This is a genomic window from Aureimonas ureilytica DSM 18598 = NBRC 106430 (assembly GCF_000382705.1).
Taxonomy (GTDB): Bacteria; Pseudomonadota; Alphaproteobacteria; order Rhizobiales; family Rhizobiaceae; genus Aureimonas; species Aureimonas ureilytica.
Map to the genome: position 1 here is coordinate 229,619 of NZ_ARQE01000005.1, position 17,358 is coordinate 246,976.

The 17,358-nt window shown below is 67.9% G+C and carries 21 protein-coding genes; 8 read left to right on the plus strand and 13 right to left on the minus strand.

The window, feature by feature from the left end; genetic code table 11:
- The first annotated feature begins 47 nt into the window (after nt 1-47).
- Nucleotides 48-1,247, plus strand: coding sequence for a lytic murein transglycosylase (locus B146_RS0113120; RefSeq protein ID WP_019996906.1), 1,200 nt, complete (start codon nt 48-50; stop codon nt 1,245-1,247).
- Nucleotides 1,248-1,344: 97 nt separating this feature from the next.
- On the opposite strand, the gene B146_RS0113125 is transcribed toward B146_RS0113120, so the two are convergent.
- Together B146_RS0113125 and B146_RS0113135 are read right to left on the minus strand one after the other, a co-directional pair.
- On the minus strand, nt 1,345-2,322 hold the full coding sequence (locus B146_RS0113125) for a zinc-binding dehydrogenase (RefSeq protein WP_019996907.1): 978 nt from the start codon (nt 2,320-2,322) through the stop codon (nt 1,345-1,347).
- A gap of 232 nt (nt 2,323-2,554) precedes the next feature.
- A complete protein-coding gene (locus B146_RS0113135) occupies nt 2,555-2,968 on the minus strand; it encodes a RidA family protein (protein ID WP_026358582.1) in 414 nt (137 codons plus the stop codon).
- Nucleotides 2,969-3,158: 190 nt separating this feature from the next.
- Between B146_RS0113135 and B146_RS0113140 the strand changes: the two genes are divergently transcribed.
- Nucleotides 3,159-3,737: a TetR/AcrR family transcriptional regulator gene (locus B146_RS0113140; protein ID WP_019996910.1), complete on the plus strand. Its 579-nt coding sequence runs from the start codon at nt 3,159-3,161 to the stop codon at nt 3,735-3,737.
- 94 nt (nt 3,738-3,831) lie between these two features.
- Here B146_RS0113140 and B146_RS0113145 read toward each other — a convergent pair whose 3' ends face one another.
- The 5 genes from B146_RS0113145 to B146_RS0113165 form a co-directional block, all read right to left on the minus strand.
- Nucleotides 3,832-4,779, minus strand: coding sequence for a glycine--tRNA ligase subunit alpha (locus B146_RS0113145; RefSeq protein WP_019996911.1), 948 nt, complete (start codon nt 4,777-4,779; stop codon nt 3,832-3,834).
- A 118-nt stretch (nt 4,780-4,897) separates the two neighbouring features.
- Nucleotides 4,898-5,089 (minus strand): hypothetical protein, encoded by a 192-nt coding sequence (locus B146_RS0113150; protein WP_019996912.1) that lies wholly within the window; start codon nt 5,087-5,089, stop codon nt 4,898-4,900.
- A 74-nt stretch (nt 5,090-5,163) separates the two neighbouring features.
- Entirely contained in the window at nt 5,164-6,042 is an 879-nt protein-coding gene (locus B146_RS0113155; RefSeq protein ID WP_019996913.1) for a S49 family peptidase, read from the minus strand.
- 237 nt (nt 6,043-6,279) lie between these two features.
- Nucleotides 6,280-7,077, minus strand: coding sequence for a tRNA1(Val) (adenine(37)-N6)-methyltransferase (locus B146_RS0113160; RefSeq protein ID WP_019996914.1), 798 nt, complete (start codon nt 7,075-7,077; stop codon nt 6,280-6,282).
- Nucleotides 7,055-7,282 carry a putative signal transducing protein gene (locus tag B146_RS0113165; RefSeq protein ID WP_019996915.1) on the minus strand — a complete coding sequence of 76 codons (228 nt, stop codon included), beginning with the start codon at nt 7,280-7,282 and terminating at the stop codon, nt 7,055-7,057. The genes B146_RS0113160 and B146_RS0113165 overlap by 23 nt, the downstream gene beginning before the upstream one ends.
- Nucleotides 7,283-7,412: 130 nt before the next feature.
- On the opposite strand from B146_RS0113165, the gene B146_RS0113170 reads away from it, so the two are divergent.
- The 4 genes from B146_RS0113170 (at nt 7,413) to moaB (ending at nt 11,916) form a co-directional block, all read left to right on the plus strand.
- On the plus strand, nt 7,413-8,438 hold the full coding sequence (locus tag B146_RS0113170) for a polyprenyl synthetase family protein (RefSeq protein WP_019996916.1): 1,026 nt from the start codon (nt 7,413-7,415) through the stop codon (nt 8,436-8,438).
- 161 nt (nt 8,439-8,599) lie between these two features.
- On the plus strand, nt 8,600-10,441 hold the full coding sequence (locus B146_RS26005) for a tetratricopeptide repeat protein (RefSeq protein WP_019996917.1): 1,842 nt from the start codon (nt 8,600-8,602) through the stop codon (nt 10,439-10,441).
- Between the two features lie 15 nt (nt 10,442-10,456).
- Complete coding sequence (locus B146_RS0113180) at nt 10,457-11,374, plus strand: 4-(cytidine 5'-diphospho)-2-C-methyl-D-erythritol kinase (RefSeq protein ID WP_019996918.1); 918 nt, start codon at nt 10,457-10,459, stop codon at nt 11,372-11,374.
- Nucleotides 11,365-11,916 carry a molybdenum cofactor biosynthesis protein B gene (moaB, locus tag B146_RS0113185; RefSeq protein WP_019996919.1) on the plus strand — a complete coding sequence of 184 codons (552 nt, stop codon included), beginning with the start codon at nt 11,365-11,367 and terminating at the stop codon, nt 11,914-11,916. The genes B146_RS0113180 and moaB overlap by 10 nt, the downstream gene beginning before the upstream one ends.
- 24 nt (nt 11,917-11,940) lie before the next feature.
- Here the strand turns inward: moaB and B146_RS27790 are convergent, their stop codons facing one another.
- On the minus strand, nt 11,941-12,432 hold the full coding sequence (locus B146_RS27790) for a hypothetical protein (protein ID WP_019996920.1): 492 nt from the start codon (nt 12,430-12,432) through the stop codon (nt 11,941-11,943).
- A 132-nt stretch (nt 12,433-12,564) separates the two neighbouring features.
- Between B146_RS27790 and B146_RS0113195 the strand changes: the two genes are divergently transcribed.
- Both B146_RS0113195 and B146_RS0113200 read left to right on the plus strand, forming a co-directional pair.
- Entirely contained in the window at nt 12,565-13,722 is a 1,158-nt protein-coding gene (locus B146_RS0113195; protein ID WP_019996921.1) for a PA0069 family radical SAM protein, read from the plus strand.
- A 116-nt stretch (nt 13,723-13,838) separates the two neighbouring features.
- Entirely contained in the window at nt 13,839-14,540 is a 702-nt protein-coding gene (locus B146_RS0113200; RefSeq protein WP_019996922.1) for a ribonuclease HII, read from the plus strand.
- A 100-nt stretch (nt 14,541-14,640) separates the two neighbouring features.
- Here B146_RS0113200 and B146_RS0113205 read toward each other — a convergent pair whose 3' ends face one another.
- From B146_RS0113205 to B146_RS0113225, 5 genes are all read right to left on the minus strand, one after another.
- Complete coding sequence (locus tag B146_RS0113205; protein ID WP_019996923.1) at nt 14,641-15,123, minus strand: F0F1 ATP synthase subunit B family protein; 483 nt, start codon at nt 15,121-15,123, stop codon at nt 14,641-14,643.
- Nucleotides 15,124-15,135: 12 nt separating this feature from the next.
- Complete coding sequence (locus B146_RS0113210; RefSeq protein ID WP_026358586.1) at nt 15,136-15,747, minus strand: F0F1 ATP synthase subunit B; 612 nt, start codon at nt 15,745-15,747, stop codon at nt 15,136-15,138.
- 74 nt (nt 15,748-15,821) lie between these two features.
- A complete protein-coding gene (locus B146_RS0113215; protein WP_019996925.1) occupies nt 15,822-16,046 on the minus strand; it encodes a F0F1 ATP synthase subunit C in 225 nt (74 codons plus the stop codon).
- A gap of 73 nt (nt 16,047-16,119) precedes the next feature.
- Nucleotides 16,120-16,869: a F0F1 ATP synthase subunit A gene (locus B146_RS0113220; protein ID WP_019996926.1), complete on the minus strand. Its 750-nt coding sequence runs from the start codon at nt 16,867-16,869 to the stop codon at nt 16,120-16,122.
- A gap of 118 nt (nt 16,870-16,987) precedes the next feature.
- Nucleotides 16,988-17,320 carry an AtpZ/AtpI family protein gene (locus tag B146_RS0113225; RefSeq protein WP_244498216.1) on the minus strand — a complete coding sequence of 111 codons (333 nt, stop codon included), beginning with the start codon at nt 17,318-17,320 and terminating at the stop codon, nt 16,988-16,990.
- Nucleotides 17,321-17,358 lie beyond the last annotated feature (38 nt).

Genomic DNA, 17,358 nt, shown 5'->3' on the forward strand with positions numbered 1-17,358 from the left:
TTTATCTGTTAGGCCGGGCGATCCCATTGTCTCGAAACGGACCTCTCATGACCTTCTCGCTCAAACCCCTGGCTCTCGCCTCGATCCTCGCGCTGGCCGGCGTCGGCACGGCCGCCGCGCAGGGCGCGCAATGCGGCGGGGACTGGAACGCCTTTCTCCAGGGCGTGCGGGCCGAGGCGCTGGCCAAGGGTCTGTCGCAGGCCGGCGTCGACCGGGCGCTCGCCCATGTCCGCCAGGACGAGAAGGTTCTGGCGCGCGACCGGGGTCAGGCCGTGTTCCAGCAGGAATGGCTGCGCTTCCAGGGCCGCATGGTCAACAAGGATCGGCTGGCGCGCGGCAAGGCCAACATCCAGAAATACGCCTCGACCTTCCGCGACGTGGAGGCCAAGACCGGCGTGCCCGGCCCGGTGATCGCGAGCTTCTGGGGCCTCGAGACCGATTACGGCGCGGTGCTCGGCGATTTCGACACGCTGTCGGCGCTGGCGACGCTCGCCCATGACTGCCGCCGCCCGGAAATCTTCCGCCCCCATCTCATCGGCGCGATCGAGCTGGTGGATCGCGGCTACCTGACGCCCGACCAGATGAAGGGCGCCTGGGCCGGCGAGCTCGGCCAGACCCAGATCCTGCCGGAAGACTACATCGCCTTCGGCACGGACCAGGACGGCAACGGCCAGATCAACCTTCTGACCGACGTGCCCGACGTCCTGATGACCACCGGCAAGTTCATCCAGTCCATGGGCTGGCGCAAGGGCGAGCCCTGGCTCGAAGCCATCCGCATGCCCGCCGACTTCCCCTACGACCGCGCCGCGCTGGTGAACAAGGAGCCGCGCTCCGAATTCGCCAAGCTCGGCGTCACCAAGTCGGACGGCTCGCCGCTCGAGCGCGACGGCATGATGGCCTCGATCATCCTGCCGCAGGGCAAGGGCGGCCCGGCCTTCCTCGCCTTTCCGAATTTCGACATCTATCTCCAGTGGAACAACTCGCTGACCTATTCGCTGACAGCCGCCTATTTCGGCACGCGGCTCGCGGGCGACCCGGAGGTCGCGGTCGGCAATCCGCAGCCCGGCCTCGACGGCGAGAAGATGAAGCAGCTGCAGCAGCGCCTCGTCTCGCTCGGCTACGATGTCGGCAAGGTGGACGGGATTCTGGGCGCCAACACCCGCGCCGCGGTGGCGAGCGAGCAACGCAAGCACGGCATGGCGCCGGACGGCTGGCCGACGGACGAGCTTCTCGCCAAGCTCGGCTAGGCCGAACGGGCGGGCGCCGCGCCCGCCCGACCTTCGCGACGCGAAGCTCGGACGCCATTTGAAAAAGGGCGGGTCCTCGTGGCCCGCCCTTTCGGCATCAGGGCTTCAGGAGAACCTTGCCCACCTTGCCGGGCGCGAGCGAGGCCTTCACGGCGCGGGCGATGTCGGCCAGCGGCACGATCTCGTCGGCCTGAAGCTTTAGCTCGCCCTTGAGAACGCGCGAGACGAGTTCGCCCATCAGGCGCTTGCGGTCCTCCGGCGAGGTCGCGGGCATGACCTTCGCGCCCCAGAAGCCCTTCACCACCAGCTGTTTGAAGATCACCGCGCCGGACGGAATGATCATCGGCTCGCCGGTCATCGAACCGAAGCAGACGAAGAGCCCGTTCTCGGCAAGGAGATCGGCGAGGTCGGCGCTCGACTGGCCGCCGACGGAATCGACGCCCGCCTTGATCGGCGCGCCGCCCGTCAGCGCGCGCACCTTGTCCTTCCAGCCGTCGCCGGCCGTGGAGATGGTGTGGGCGATGCCCGCCGCCTCCATTTCGGCGACGCCCTCCTCGCGGCGCACGAGATTGACGACATGGACGCCGCGCGCCTGCGCAAGGGCCGCGAGCGTGCGCCCGACCGCGCCGTTGGCGGCGTTCTGGACGACCCAGTCGCCCGCCTTCACGTCCAGCATTTCCAGAAGCGTGATGGCGCTGAAGGGCATGGCGATGAGCTGCGCGGCGGCCTCGTCGGCCATCTCGTCCGGCACGGGCATGACGCCGCCGGCTTTCGCGAGGAACGCCTCGGCCCAGGTGCCGTGGACGCCGGCGACCGCCACGCGCCGGCCGACCATCGCGCCGTCGACCCCCTCGCCCACCGCCTCGATCGTGCCGACGGCTTCCGAGCCGCCGATCGCGGGAAGCTCGGGCTTGTAGCCATAGGAACCGCGCACGGTCCAAAGGTCGTGATTGTGGATCGGCGACAGGATCGTGCGCACGCGCACCTCGCCCGGCCCGGGCTCCGGCAGCGGGCTGTCCGCAAGGTGCAGAACCTCGGCGGGATCGCCGAACGTCTCGTGGGCTGCGCTTTTCATGTCCGTCCTTTCGGTCTTGGGCAACGAAGCCGGGACATGGGGGCTGGGCGGGTGAGTGCCAAGGGCCCGGACGGCGACACGCGCAAAGCGCTCGCACCACCGATCGCGGCCGGGATGATGGGCCGGAGGGCGAGGAAACTTGGGGAGTAAGGGCGGAGTTGGGTGGTTTACCGACAGTCCGGTTTCAGCCGTGTTAGTCGAAAAGCCGCCGTTTCCGGACTGAGTTGGCTTTTCAGTTCGAAGGCACACTCGTGCCGGTCGGGATGCGGGCGATGACCTTGATCTCGAAGTCGAACCCGGCGAGCCAGTTGACGCCGATCGCGGTCCAGTTCGGGTAGGGTGTCTGCGGGAACGCTTTGCTTTTCACCTCCATAATCGTCGGGAACTGCTTTTCTGGATCGGTATGGAATGTCGTCACGTCGACGATATCGTCGAAGGTGCATCCCGCAGCTTCCAGCGTCCGCTCGAGATTTGAAAAGGCAAGGCGAACCTGCTCGCCGAAGTCGGGTTCGGGCGTCCCATCCGAACGGCTTCCCACCTGACCGGACACAAACAGAAGATCGCTGGAGCGGATCGCAGCAGAGTAGCCATGCGCCTCGTAGAGGGCGTGACGGTCGGCGGGAAACACAGCGTCACGTTTGGTCATAGCGAGAGCCTTATTGGAAATGTCGCGTCGATCCCGATCGTTCGGTGAGACACGAAGAAGCTTCAGGAATGCCGAACAAAATGATATACGGCGCGTATGCGAAGGTAATTCATACGCTCCGTATGTCAATGGCATACGCAGCGTATGGGAAAGAGGGGGCGTTTTGGCACCGAAGAGAAGGGCGGACGCTATGGAGGAAAACCGCGCCAAACTTATCAGCGCAGCCCGCCGGGCCTTTGCCAAGAAAGGGTTCGCGGACGCGTCGATGGACGACCTGACGGCCGATGTCGGGCTGACGCGAGGAGCCCTCTATCACAGCTTCGGCGACAAGAAGGGACTGCTTGCCGCCGTGGTTGCGCAAGTGGACGGCGAGATGGCGGAACGGGCTCGAGAGGCGGCGGCCGGCGCGTCAAACGACTGGGATGCCCTGATTGCCGAGGGCGCAGCCTATATCGGCATGGCTCTCGATCCAGAGGTTCGTCGGATCGTTCTGCTGGACGGTCCCGCCTTCCTTGGTGACCCGTCTCGCTGGCCGAGCCAGAACGCCTGTCTGGATATGACCAAGCGGACGGTCGCCGGACTGGTCTCGAGCAAGGTGCTGAAACCTGTCGATATCGAGGCTGCTGCACGTCTTCTAAGCGGAGCAGCCTTGACCGCTGCCCTATGGGTTGCTGCCAGCGACGAGCCGCAGTCCGCCCTGCCAAAGGCCGTAGGGGCTTTCAGCCTTATGGCGGCGGGCCTGCTGAGGGAAAAGCCGTCCAAGGTTTGATCGAAGGAATGGCAACTTCCGGAGCGAAAGGACCATCACGAGTACGTCGTACTCGGGTCGCGAGCCGCCTCGGCGGCTCGCGCCGGGACCGCGATCAGGCGACGGCCTTCCACCCCGCGCCGCCCGCTTCGGTGAGCAGGAAGGCTTCGCCGCAGGCCTTGGCGAGGGTGCGAACGCGCAGGATGTAGCTCTGGCGCTCGGTGACGGAGATGACGCCGCGCGCATCCAGAAGGTTGAAGGCGTGGCTGGCCTTGATGGCCTGATCGTAGGCCGGCAGGACGCAGCGGTGGAAGGCGCCGGCCGCGTCCGGCGCGCCGGCGGCCAGGATCGCGGCGCATTCGCGCTCGGCGTCGTCGAAATGCTGCAAGAGCATCTTCGTGTCGGCGATCTCGAAGTTGAAGCGGGAATATTCCTGCTCGGCCTGCAGGAAGACGTCGCCGTAGGTGACCTTCTCGGCGCCCTCGCGGCCGTTGAAGTTCAGGTCGTAGACGTTGTCGACGTTCTGCACATACATAGCGAGGCGCTCGAGACCATAGGTCAATTCACCCGCGACCGGCGCGCACTCGATGCCGCAGACCTGCTGGAAATAGGTGAACTGCGAGACTTCCATCCCGTCGCACCAGCATTCCCAGCCAAGTCCCCAGGCGCCGAGCGTCGGGCTTTCCCAGTCGTCCTCGACGAAGCGGATGTCGTGCAGCGCCATGTCGACGCCGATCGCCTTCAGGGAGCCGAGATAAAGCTCCTGGAGGTTCGACGGGTTGGGCTTCAGGATGACCTGATACTGGTAGTAGTGCTGGAGGCGGTTGGGGTTCTCGCCGTAGCGCCCGTCCTTCGGCCGGCGCGAGGGCTGGACATAGGCGGCGTTCCACGGGCGGGGCCCTAGGGCGCGAAGCGTCGTCGCAGGGTGGAACGTGCCGGCGCCCACTTCCATGTCGTAGGGCTGAAGCACGACGCAGCCGTAATCGGCCCAATAGCGATGAAGCGCGAGGATCAGCCCCTGAAAGGAGCGTTCGGGCCGCATGTGGGGGGCGAGTTCGGACATGGGGCACCTCTTGACTGGCAGCGGCGTCAGCGCGCGGACGGGCGGCACTCGGCCTTTTGCGCGCGAGTTGCCACGGAGCCGGCGGAAGGGTCAAGCCTCTCCCGCCGCGATGGCGCGATCAGTCCCGCTCGAGGCGGAACACGCCGTCCTCGCCGCGCACCAGCGTTCCTTGCGCGCCGGTGCGCATCTCGGCTTCGGAGCGGCGGTTGCGCTCCGATACGCGCGCGGCGTCGCGCTGCATCTGCTGGTATCCGAAATAGGCCGCCGCGCCGACGAGGCCGAAAAGCAGGATGGGCATCAGATCCGCCATGGTTCACTCCCGCCGATCGTCGCCGCGAAAGCCGGCAAAGGCAAGGCGCGGCGCTTGCGCGAGGCGCGGGCGGCTCAGAGCCCGTAGCGCGCCCAGAGAGCGCGCTCCTCGGCGGCGTCGGCAAGACCCGAGGCGAGCGTCGCGCCGACATCCTGCAGGGTCGCTCCGCCCGTGAGCCGGCTCGCCCCGGCCCCGCCGCGCAGGCCGAACAGGCCGCGCTTCTGGCCGATGAGCTGGAGCTTGACCGTCTCGCCGTAATGGTCGCGCAGAACCGTGCGCAGATCGCCCAGGCGATCCACGAGGCCGAGATCGAGGCCGCGCAGGCCCGACCAGAACAGACCGGTGAAGAGGTCGGGATGATCGGCGAGCTTGGCGCCGCGCCGGCTCTTCACGAGGTCGATGAAGGTCTGGTGGACGTCGAGCTGGAGCGACTTCAGGTGCTCCACGTCCTCCGGCCGCTCGGGCCGGAACGGGTCCAGCGTCGCCTTGTTCTGCCCCGCCGTGTGGACGCGGCGCTCGACGCCGATCTTGCGGATCAGCTCCACGAAGCCGAAGCCGCCGGACACGACGCCGATCGAGCCGACCACGGTGGACGGGTCGGCCACGATCTCGTCGCCCGCGCAGGCGATCATGTAGCCGCCGGATGCCGCGACATCCTCGCAGGCGATGATGACATGCTTCTTCTTTTCCTCGGCGAGATCGCGGATGCGCTGGAACACGAGGCGCGACTGCACCGGCGAGCCGCCCGGCGAATTGATGGAGATGGCGACGGCCGGCGCGTCCTTCATCGAAAAGGCCCGCTCCAGAAGCGGGGCGACGGAGGCGAGCGAGATCGACTGGCGGAACGGCCCGGACGCGCCGGCCATGATAACGCCCTGAAGGCGCACCACGGGGATCACCGTCCCTTCGGAGCGGAAGCGTTTGGGGAGAAGCTTCGTCAGGCGGCTGGGCACGGGCAAACCTCGGATCGCGAATCGTGAGGCTCCATGTAGGAAGCGCCACGCGCCGCCGCCAAGCGCCGGGCCTTAAGAGTACCTAACAAAACCTCGCGGGGTCGGCTGATCGGTTCTTTTCGCCGGCCGCTTTGTCGCAAATGCTCGCCGATGCCGCCGGCATCGACTGCGCCTTGCTCCGCGCCGTCTGACGAAAATCCCTCGACCATCCTCCGCCCGGAGGTATTGTTAGGTACTCTAAGAAAGGGAGAGATCGGCCTCGCCCCGCGACACCGCCGCCCGCAGGTCCGCGTCGAGGATCACCGGCGGCAGGATGCGCAGCGGCGCGCGCGAGCCGCGCATTCCCGACACGAGAAGCCGCAGCGCCGGGGCGTCCGGCGCGGAATGCACCGCGCGCAGCGTCAAGGCGCCGAAGCGCCCCTCCGCGCCCTCCAGAACCGAGCCGAGCGTGTCGGGCCGCACGATCAGGACAAGCGACGCGCCATGGCGCGCGAGCGCGCCGGCTACCGCCAGCCAGCGCGTGAGCATCTCGGGCGAGGCCAGGGATTTCGCCGCGCCGCGCAGCGCGTCGGGCGACACGCGCCCGCCCGGCGGATGAAAGGGCGGATTGGACAGAACCCAGTCGAAGCCGTTGTCTGGCAGGCCCGCCGCCTCGCGCGCCGCACGGGGCGCCAAAAGATCGAGCTCGGTCACGCGCAGCCGGCCCGCCAGCGCCGCGTTTTCGCCGAGCGCCACGCTGTCTCGCGCCAGCTGCGCCATGACCGGGCTGCGCTCGGCGAGCGTGAGGCGCAAGCCGCTCGCGCGGCTCGCCGCCGCGAAGGCCACGGCCCCCGCCCCGCTCCCCATGTCGAGCGCCTCACCCCTTGCCTCGCGGGGCACGCAGGCCGCCAGAAGCAGCGCGTCGTGACCGGCGCGAAAGCCGCCGCGCGCCGGCTGGAGAAGATGAAAGCCGCCACCGAGAAATGCGTCCTTCGACACCTCGCCCGTGGGCGACGCGCCGGGCGCGGCCTCGTCAGCTTCGGTCGGAGAATTCATGGCCGAGTTCCGCGTCGCGCAGGAGGCTGCGGGCTTCCTCCAGCCCATCCTCGTCCACGAGGAGCCGGCGCGGGATGGCGCCGATCGAGCCGTCGAGAATGCTCATATGGCCGTCCGCCACGAAATGGGCGATGCCCGCGTCCTTCAGGAGCGCCGACAGGAAGGACAGAAGCACCGGGTCGTTGGAGCGCAGGAGTTCGATCATGGGTCCGACTTGCCGCGAAAGCCCCTCGCGCCGCAAGCCCGCACGGACGCGGTTTCGCCCGCATGGGCAGTTTGTCCCGGCATTCGCTCTTGCCGCTGGCTCCCGGCCCCGCTATTGCCCCGACAACCGAATGGAGGATGTCGTGAGCCTAGCCAGCCCCGTGGGACCGAAGCGGCCAGTCGCCTCGATCGACCCGATCCTCGATCTCACGCGCGCCGACATGGGCCGCGTGAACGACATGATCTTCGCCATGGCGGGGTCGAATGTCGAGTTGATCCCCGAGATCGCCGAGCATCTGATCTCGTCCGGCGGCAAGCGCCTGCGCCCGATGCTGACCATCGCCTCAGCGCTTCTCTTCGGCTATCGGGGCGAGGGTCACGTGAAGCTCGCCGCCAGCGTCGAGTTCCTGCACACGGCCACGCTCCTGCACGACGACGTGGTGGACGAGAGCGACCTTCGCCGGGGCCGCAAGACGGCGCGCACCATCTGGGGCAACCAGGCGAGCGTTCTCGTCGGCGACTTCCTGCTCGGTCAGGCCTTCAAGACGATGGTCGAGGTCGGCTCCATGCGGGCGCTCGCCATCCTTTCCAACGCCTCGGCCGTGATCGCCGAAGGCGAGGTTTGGCAGCTGTCGGCCGCCAAGAAGATGACGACGACCGAAGCCGACTATCGCGCCGTGATCGGCGCCAAGACGGCCGAGCTCTTCGCCGCCGCCGCCGAAGTGGGGCCGGTGATTGCCGAGGCCGGCGACGAGGCCGTCCGCGCCATGCGCGCCTATGGCATGCATCTCGGCATGGCCTTCCAGCTCGTGGACGACGTTCTCGACTATGGCGGCTCGGCCAGCGATCTCGGCAAGAATGTCGGCGACGACTTCCGCGAGGGCAAGATCACGCTTCCCGTCATCCTCGCCTACGCGGCGGGCGACGAGACCGAGCGCGGCTTCTGGCGCGAGGCCATGGAAGAGGGTCGCAACGACGATGCGGCGCTCAGCCGCGCGCGCGAGATCATGGAGCGCCACGGCGCGCTGGAAGCGACCAAGCAGCGCGCCCGCGACGAAGGGCGCCTCGCCGCGCAGGCGCTGGACGCCATGCCCGCCGGCCCGGTGCGCGACGCGCTGGAGGCGGTGGTCGAGTTCTCGATCGACCGCATTTCTTGAGCCGCGTTTCGCAGGTGCTCTTGCGCCCGGCCCCAAAATGAACAAGCTGGCTTGACAAGGGAACCGGGCGGCGTTTGGCGATCCGTCTGAGGCGGCGGCCTCATGAGCCGCGCCCGCGCCGCCGGTCCGGGCCGCTCTTGCCCCTCGCAAAGGAATTCGACGTGGATACATCGCGCATTTCGCGGATCGCTCTCCGGGCGGCGCTCGCGGCCTCGATGATGGCGATCGGCGCGGCCGGCGCGCAGGCGAAGACGGGCGAGACTGTCCCCGCCGCCAGCGCCAAGCCGCCGATCGAGGTGAACACGCTGTCGGGCGCCTATCTCGCGGCGAAGCAGGCGCGCGAGGATCGCAAGCCCGACGTCGCCGCCCAATATTACGAAAAGGCCCTCGCGCTCGACCCGACTTCGGAGACGCTGCAGCAGGAAGCCATGTTCGCCTATCTCGCGGACGGGCGCTTCGCGGAAGGCGTGAAGCTCGCCGCCAAGCTCGCCAACAACGAGGATGTCGGCAAGGTCGCCCATATCGCGCTCGGCCTCGATGCCCTGCGCGCCAGCCGCTTCGACGCGGCGATCAACCAGTTCAAGCTGGACGACACGAGCGATCTCGACACGCTGCTCGTCGGCCATCTCTCCTCCTGGGCCGAGATCGGCGCGGGCCGCCCGAAGGATGCCCTGGCGCGCGTCCAGTCGCTGGCCGGCGCGTCCTGGTTCGCTGTGTTCAACCAGTATCAGACCGGGCTCCTCGCCGGGCTCGCCGGCAATCTGCCCGCCGCGCGCACGGCGCTGAACAGCGTCATCTCCGATCAGCCCTCGGCCCAGACCTCGGTGGACGCCTTCCTCGGCGCCGCCGAGGCGCTCGGCCGGCTCGAAGCGCGCGCCGGTCGCAAGGCCGATGCGCTCGCCGCGATCGACAAGGGCCTCGACCTCGCCCCCAGTTACGACCCGCTGGTGCAGCTGCGCGCCGAGGTGGACGGCGGCAAGAAGGTCGCCCCGCCGATCGAGAACGCGCAGGACGGCGCGGCCGAGACGCTCTACATCCTCGGACAGGCGATCAACCGGGGCGACGGGCAGGACGTGGCCCTTCTCTACTTCCAGTTCGCCAAGGCGGTTTCGCCGACGCTCGATCCCAAGCTCCTCACCGCCATGGCGGGGATCGCCGATCGCACGCAGCAGATCGATCTCGCCCTCTCCTATTACGCGCAGATCCCGAAGAACTCCGCCTATCGCCGCACGGCCGAGCTCCAGATGGGCCTCGACCTCTGGCAGGCCGACCGCAAGGAAGAGGCCAAGGAGCATCTGCGCAAGGCCGTGAAGGATTATCCGAACGACCTTCAGGCCCATCTCGCGTTTGCCGATGTCCTGTCGGCGGACAAATCCTATGGCGAAGCCGTGGCGCTGCTCGACCGGGCACTGGAACTCGCCCCGAAGGACTCGCCGACGCTCTGGAACATCTATTTCCAGCGCGGCATCGCCTTCGAGCGGCTGAAGGAATGGGACAAGGCCGAGCCGGACTTCAAGAAGGCGCTGGAGCTTTCGCCCGACCAGCCGCAGGTCCTGAACTATCTCGGCTACAGCTGGGTCGACATGAACCGCAATCTCGACGAGGGTCTGAAGATGATCCGCAGGGCCGTCGATCTGCGGCCGAACGACGGCTACATCATCGACTCGCTGGGCTGGGCCTATTACCGCCTCGGGCGCTACCCGGACGCGGTGGAGCAGCTCGAGCGCGCCATTCTCCTGACCCCGGCCGATCCGACGATCAACGACCATCTGGGCGACGCCTATTGGCGCGTCGGCCGCACGCGCGAGGCCCGCTTCCAGTGGAACCGCGCGCTGGTGGGCGAGCCCAAGCCGACCGAGGACGTCGTGGAATCGATCAAGCGCAAGCTTGCCGACGGGCTGACCGCCGACGCTTCGAAGCCCGCCACGGGCGCCGCGCCGAACGCCGACGCGCAGCGCGCCGCCAACGAGGCCCCGGCCGCCACGACGACGCGCCCGAACTGATCCGGGCGCCAAAAGGTGGACCTGTCCGAGCGCCCGGCGCAGACGCTTCGAAGCGTCGCGCTGGCTCCCGCCAAGATCAATCTCGCGCTGCACGTCACCGGGCGGCGCGAGAATGGCTATCATGATCTCGACAGCCTCGTGGTCTTCGCCGAGCATGGCGACCGGCTTTGGATCGAAGCCGCCGACGCCGACCGGCTGACGATCGACGGGCCATTCGCCGCCGGCCTGCCGCTCGACCGGGGCAATCTCGTCCTGCGCGCGCTGGACCTTGCCCGCAGCGTCGCGGCGCGTTCCGGTCTCGCCCTTCCGCCGCTCCGCATTCATCTGGAAAAGAACCTGCCCCTGGCTTCTGGCATCGGCGGTGGATCGGCCGATGCGGCCGCGCTCCTGCGCCTCGTCACCGAGCGCTGGCCCGCGCTCGGCGCCGCGCTGGCGGACGAAGCCCTGGCGCTCGGCGCGGACGTGCCGATGTGCCTGTCGGGACAGGCCGCGCGTGTGCGGGGCGTCGGGGAAATCGCCGCGCCGGTCCCGCGCCTGCCGCGCTTCGCCCTTGTTCTCGTCAATTGCGGTGCGCCCGTCTCGACCCCCGCCGCCTTCGCGGCGCTGGAGCGGCGTGACAATCCGGCCCTGCCGCCCTTGCCCGAGGCCGGGTTCGGTGATCTCGGCGCCCTTATCGCCTATCTGCGCCAGACGCGAAACGATCTCGAAGCGCCCGCTCTCGGCCTCGTTCCCGAAATCGCGGATGTGTCGGCCGCTTTGGCGGGCGAAGGCGCCCTGTTCCAGCGCATGTCCGGCTCGGGGGCAACGGTCTTCGCCCTCTTCGAAACCGACGGGGCGGCGCGAGCCGCCGTCTCGCGCCTCCAGTCGCGCCATCCCCGCTGGTGGGCGATGGCCTCCAGCGTTGCAGAACGGGAAGTCCGGCCATGTCCGTAACCGAACGCGCCTTCGTGCCCCTCGGCATCGCCGTTCTTACCGTATCCGACACGCGCACGGCGACGGACGATCGCTCCGGCGACACGCTCGTCGCGCGGCTGACGGAGGCGGGGCACCATCTCGCCGCGCGCGCGATCGTGCCCGATGATCGCGACGCCATCCGCGACACCGTCCTCGGTTGGTCGCGCGATGCGACGGTCGATGTCGTGATCACGACGGGCGGCACCGGCTTCACCGGCCGCGACGTGACGCCCGACGCGCTGGAGCCGATCTTCGACAAGCGCATGGACGGATTCTCGGCCGTCTTCCACCGCGTGTCCTTCGAGACGATCGGCGTGTCCACGATCCAGTCCCGCGCGACGGGCGGCGTCGTGAACGCGACCTTCGTCTTCGTGCTGCCCGGCTCGCCCGGCGCCTGCCGCGACGCCTGGGATCACATCCTGAAGGCGCAGTTGGACTACCGGCACAAGCCCTGCAACTTCGTCGAGATCATGCCGCGATTGGACGAGCATCTCCGGCGCAAGGGCGGCTCCGCCGCCTGACGATCCGCCCCTAAAGCCCGTCCCTCAGTCCTCGCGCCGCGCCAGGCGCAGGCTGGCGATGCCGCGCGCCACGACATCGAGCGGTGCCCCTTCCGCCAGCCGCTTGGCGAGATGCGACCGGGGCACGAGTGGCGCGCTCGTCTTGCGACGCACCCAGCGACGCCAGCCGGAGGCGGGCCGCGACGAAAGCGGGAACTGCCCGGCCCGCAGCTTGGAGCCGCGCGCCTCGCCCTCGATGTGAAGCGCCGCGCGCTCCGGCCAATCGGCCGGCAGCCTGTCGCCCGCCCGCAGCACCAGCACCCAATCGCCTTTCAGGGTCGAAGCGCTCTGCCGCAGATCCTCCAGCGTCTGCATCGCGCAGCCGGCATGGTCGGCGACCTTCGAGACGCCCTCGCCGCCCGGCGCGACCACCACGACCTCGCGCAGGACGCCCTCCACCACGCCACCTACGAGGGAGGACAGGGTGACGCTCAGGGCGAAGGGCTCCTCCGCATCGAAAACGAGAACGCTCAGCATGATCTGCGCTTAGCCGAGCGGCACGGCGCTGACCAGAAGGCGACGAGGATTCTTCACTTTGTTCTTGAAATGTTCTCATTCGATGAATAGGACTATGGTCACAACGCGCGCAACCGAACGGAAGGTTGTCCCATGCAAGAGATCCGCACTGCCGATCGCCTCGCCATGTCCGGCCGGGACGGTCTCGATATGGCCCAGCATGTCGTCGCCCAATCCGGCCTTCGCGTCGGTTTCGAGCGCCGGCGCGGCCGGGGCGCCGGCCTCAACCCGAGCGGCCGGTTCGAGCCCTTCGCGCGCTCCGTCTTCGACGATGGCTGGGCGACGATGGACGAGCTGCCGAGCTTTCGGACCGAGGTGCAGACCGAGATGGCCCGCACCGTCATCACGCGGAACAATTCGCCGGACATCTCCTTCGACCGCTCGGTGAACCCCTATCGCGGCTGCGAGCACGGCTGCATCTATTGTTTCGCGCGGCCGACCCATAGTTTCGTCGGGCTCTCGCCCGGGCTCGATTTCGAGACCAAGCTCTTTGCCAAGCCCAACGCGGCGGAGCTTCTGGAGGAGGAGATCGCGCGGCCCGGCTACGAGCCGAAGGCCATCGCCATCGGCACCAACACCGATCCCTACCAGCCGATCGAGCGCGAGCGGCGCATCATGCGCCAGATGCTGGAAGTGCTGGAGGCCGCCAACCATCCGGTCGGCATCGTCACGAAATCGGCGCTGGTGCTGCGCGATCTCGACATTCTCTCGCGCATGGCCGCCAAGGGTCTCGCCAAGGTCGCGCTGTCGGTCACGACGCTCGACCGCCGGCTCGCTCGCACGATGGAGCCGCGCGCCGCGACGCCCGCCAAGCGTCTGGAAGCGGTGCGCGAGCTGACCAAGGCCGGCGTGCCGACCATGGTGATGACCGCGCCGATCATTCCGGGCCTGACGGACCAGGAGATTGAGCGGCTTCTGGAAGCGGCGGCCGAGGCCGGCGCGCGCGAGGTCGGCTACGTGCTGCTGCGTCTGCCGCTGGAGGTCGCGCCGCTCTTCAAGGACTGGCTGCTGCAGCACTATCCCGATCGTTATCGGCATGTCCTGTCGCTTCTGCGCTCCATGCGGGGCGGCAAGGATTACGACGCCGAATGGGGCAAGCGCATGTCCGGCCGTGGCCCCTATGCGATGCAGATCAAGCACCGCTTCGAGATGGCGGCCCGCCGCTTCGACCTCAATCTGGAGCGCACCAAGCTTCGCACCGACCTGTTCCGTGCGCCCAAGGGCGCTGGCGTCCAGCTCTCGCTGCTTTGACCTTTCGGCCGACCGGCTCGCCCGGTCGGCCGCCCGCTTCCGGCGTTCGACCCCACGCGCCGGATCTCTCGCGCGCTGCCCGCATCCGGCGCGCGAGCCTTGAGGAGAATCGGAGAATGCGCGAGTCTCGCCGCACCATGGCTCGCCGTTCCTCCGATTCTCCCACCCTTTCCCGCCCCCGTTCCGCGCGCTCCGGCCCGGACTTCTCCCGCGAATTGCTCCTCGCTCCCGATGGGCGGCTTCGTATCGCCGGCATCGACGAGGCCGGGCGTGGGCCTCTCGCCGGCCCGGTCGTCGCCGCGGCCGTGATCCTTCGGCCGGATCGCATTCCGGATGGGCTCGATGATTCCAAGAAGCTGACCGCTGCCGACCGCGAGCGTCTGTTCGAGGACCTCCTGACCGATGCCGAGATCGGCATCGGCTGCGCCAGCGCGGCGGAGATCGATCGCTTCAACATCCGCCAGGCGACGTTTCTGGCCATGCGCCGGGCCCTTGCCGCGCTACCGCGCGCGGCGGACCACGCCCTCATCGACGGACGGGACGTGCCCCCCGGCCTTGCCTGCTCGGCTTCGGCGGTGATCGGCGGCGACGCCCTGTCGCTTTCGATCGCGGCGGCCTCCGTGATCGCCAAGGTGACGCGCGACCGGATCATGACCGCTCTCTGCCGGGACGATCCGTGCTACGGCTTCGGCCGACACATGGGCTATCCGACCGAAGCCCATCGCGCGGCCCTGGCGCTGCACGGCATCGGCCCGCATCACCGCCGCAGCTTCGGCCCGGTCAAGGCGCTCGCGCAGGCGCTGAACGGCGAAGGTTAGTGCCGCACAGGTGCGCGACGCCTTCGCGCCCTTCCAGACACCGCAAACGAAAAAGGCCGGCTTCGCAGCCGGCCTTTTGATCAGATCGTATCGACTTCGGTCAGTTGAGACGGCGGCGGACTTCCGCGATCGACTGGTCGGTCATGCGCGGATCGGCGCCGACATTGCGCTCGGCCATGACGCGGGTCGCGGCGTCGATCGCGATGTCCACGGCGCGGGCGCGCACTTCGGACACGGCCTCGATCTCGGCCTGCTTGATCTTCTGCTCGGCGACCTCGGTGCGGCGAGCGACATATTCCTCGCTCTTGACGCGGGCGTCGGTCACGATTCCATCGGCCTCGCGCTGGGCGATGGCGAGGATTTCCTGCGCCTCGGCCTCGGCCTCGCGGCGGCGGCGCTGATATTCGGCCAGCTGCTGCTTGGCCTCTTCCTTCAGCTCGCGCGCTTCGTCCAGCTCGTTGCGGATCTGCGTGGCGCGCTTGTCGAGCGCCTTCGCCATCATGGCCGGTGCCCTGAGATAGGCGATCAGCGCGAGGAACAGGACGAGGCCGACGAGAGCCCAGAACGAATTGTCGAAAGCCATGACGACGCCCTCTTACGAACGAACGGATTGGACGGCGCGCGACACGTCCTCGCGCGACACGCCGAGACCGGCGATGTCGTTGAGGATCGCTTCGGCGGCGTCTTCGGCGATCGTGCCGACATCGGCGAGAGCCCGAGCCTTCACGTCGGCGATGCGGGCCTGCGCGCTTTCGAGGCGGGCGTCGAGATCGGCTTCGATCGACTTGCGCTGCGCATCGGCGTCGGCGCGAGCCTTGTCGCGGGCCTCGCCGGCGATGCGGGCGGAATTCTTGCGAGCGGAGGCGAGTTCCTGCTCATAGGCGGCCTGCGCCTCGTCGGCGTCCTGGCGCATGCGCTCGGCGGCCTGGAGGTCGAGGGCGATGCGCTCGCGGCGGTTCTCCAACACGGTGGAGATGCGGGGCACGATCGTCTTGGAGAGGACGTAGTAGAAGACGCCGAACGTGATCGCGAGCCAGAGGATCTGGGACGCAAAGAACTCGGGATTCATCGGCGGGAAGCCGGCTTCCTCGTGATGATCGCCCGGCTGGAGAGCGATCGCTTCGCCGGTCGGAGGAACGGGTGTTTCCATCAGGGTCGGACCTGCATCTGGCGATTGAACCTGGGCGCTAGCCTGGGTGACGAACATGTCGGACTCCGATGATACGGGTCCGGCCGCCCCTCACAAGGGCGGCCGGCTGCACAATCCCTAAAACGACCTGCTTAGACGAAGAGCAGCAGGAGCGCGATCAGGAGCGAGAAGATGCCGAGAGCTTCCGTGACGGCGAAGCCGAACACGAGACGGCCGAACTGGCCGTCGGCCGCCGACGGGTTGCGCAGCGCGCCCGTGAGGAAGCTCGAGAAGATGTTGCCGAGCGCGAGAGCGGTGCCGGCCATGCCGAAGCAAGCGAGACCAGCGCCGATGTAACGTGCAGCTTCCGCGTCCATGGGGAACTCCTTTGGTTGGATCGTGCGGGGTAGGATCCGCGGCGCCAAGCGACCGCGAAAGGGAAAACGACGGTCAGTGGTGAACGTGAACCGCGTCGTTGAGGTACATGCAGGTCAGGACCGCGAAGACGTAGGCCTGCAGGAAGGCGACCAGGAACTCGAGCGCCGTGATGCCCACGGTCATCAGGAGCGGGAGAATGGCGCCAAGGAAACCGAGCGCGCCCATGCTGCCCATCGACACCACGAAGCCCGCGAAGACCTTGAGGGTGATGTGACCGGCCAGCATGTTGGCGAAGAGACGAACCGAGAGCGAAACGGGGCGCGACAGGAACGAGATGACCTCGATCAGCACCACGAAGGGCAGAACGGCGCCCGGAACGCCCGAGGGAACGAAGACCTTGAACCACCCAAGGCCGTTGTGACGGATGCCGTAGACGACGACCGTGCCGATCACCAGCATCGCCAGCGCGAAGGTGACGATCAGATGGCTGGTGAGGGTGAAGAAGTAGGGGAACATCCCGATGAGGTTGGCCACCAGGATGAACATGAAGAGCGAGAACACGAGCGGGAAGAACTGCATCCCGTGCGAGCCCGTCGCGTCGCGCAGCATCTTGGCGATGAACTCGTAGGAGAGTTCGGTCACCGACTGCGCGCGGTTCGGAACCAGACCGCGTCCCCGCGTCGACCAGAACAGGAAGCCCGTGGCGACTGCCACTGTGGCGACCATGAACAGGGCCGAGTTGGTGAACGACAGATCAAGGCCGCCGATCTCGATCGGAACGAGCCGAGAAATCTGGAACTGGTGAAGCGGATCGTTCGCCAAAACGTCTGGTCCTCTTGATGCGGAGCCCTTCGAGAGCGCCACTGCCATAGCGTCCCGAACCGCGCTTCGCAACTCCCTGACCGCGAAATGCACCTGTGCTTTCCGAACGATCGCTCCGCTAGCGTCGTTCGGTCGGCTCCTTCTCGCCGCTGGCCGAGCGCACGACGTTGAGAACGCCCGCCGCAAAGCCCAGCATGAGGAAAACGATGAGCCCGAAGGGTGAGACACCGAACAGGCGATCGATCCCGTAGCCGATGGCCCCGCCCACCATGATGCCCGCGATGAATTCGCTTGCGATCTTGAGGCCCTGGGCCATTCCTTGGTAGCCGCCCTGCCCTTGCGCCGGGAGTTCGGGCTCGGCCGTGGCGGCTTTCAGCCGGTCGATCCGCTCCTGCAGTTTCCGGCTGTCGGCGTCGAGTTCGGCATCGCTCCGGGGGTCGGGTTCGCTCATCGTCATCCGTCCATGCGGCCGATGTGTCCGCTCAAGGC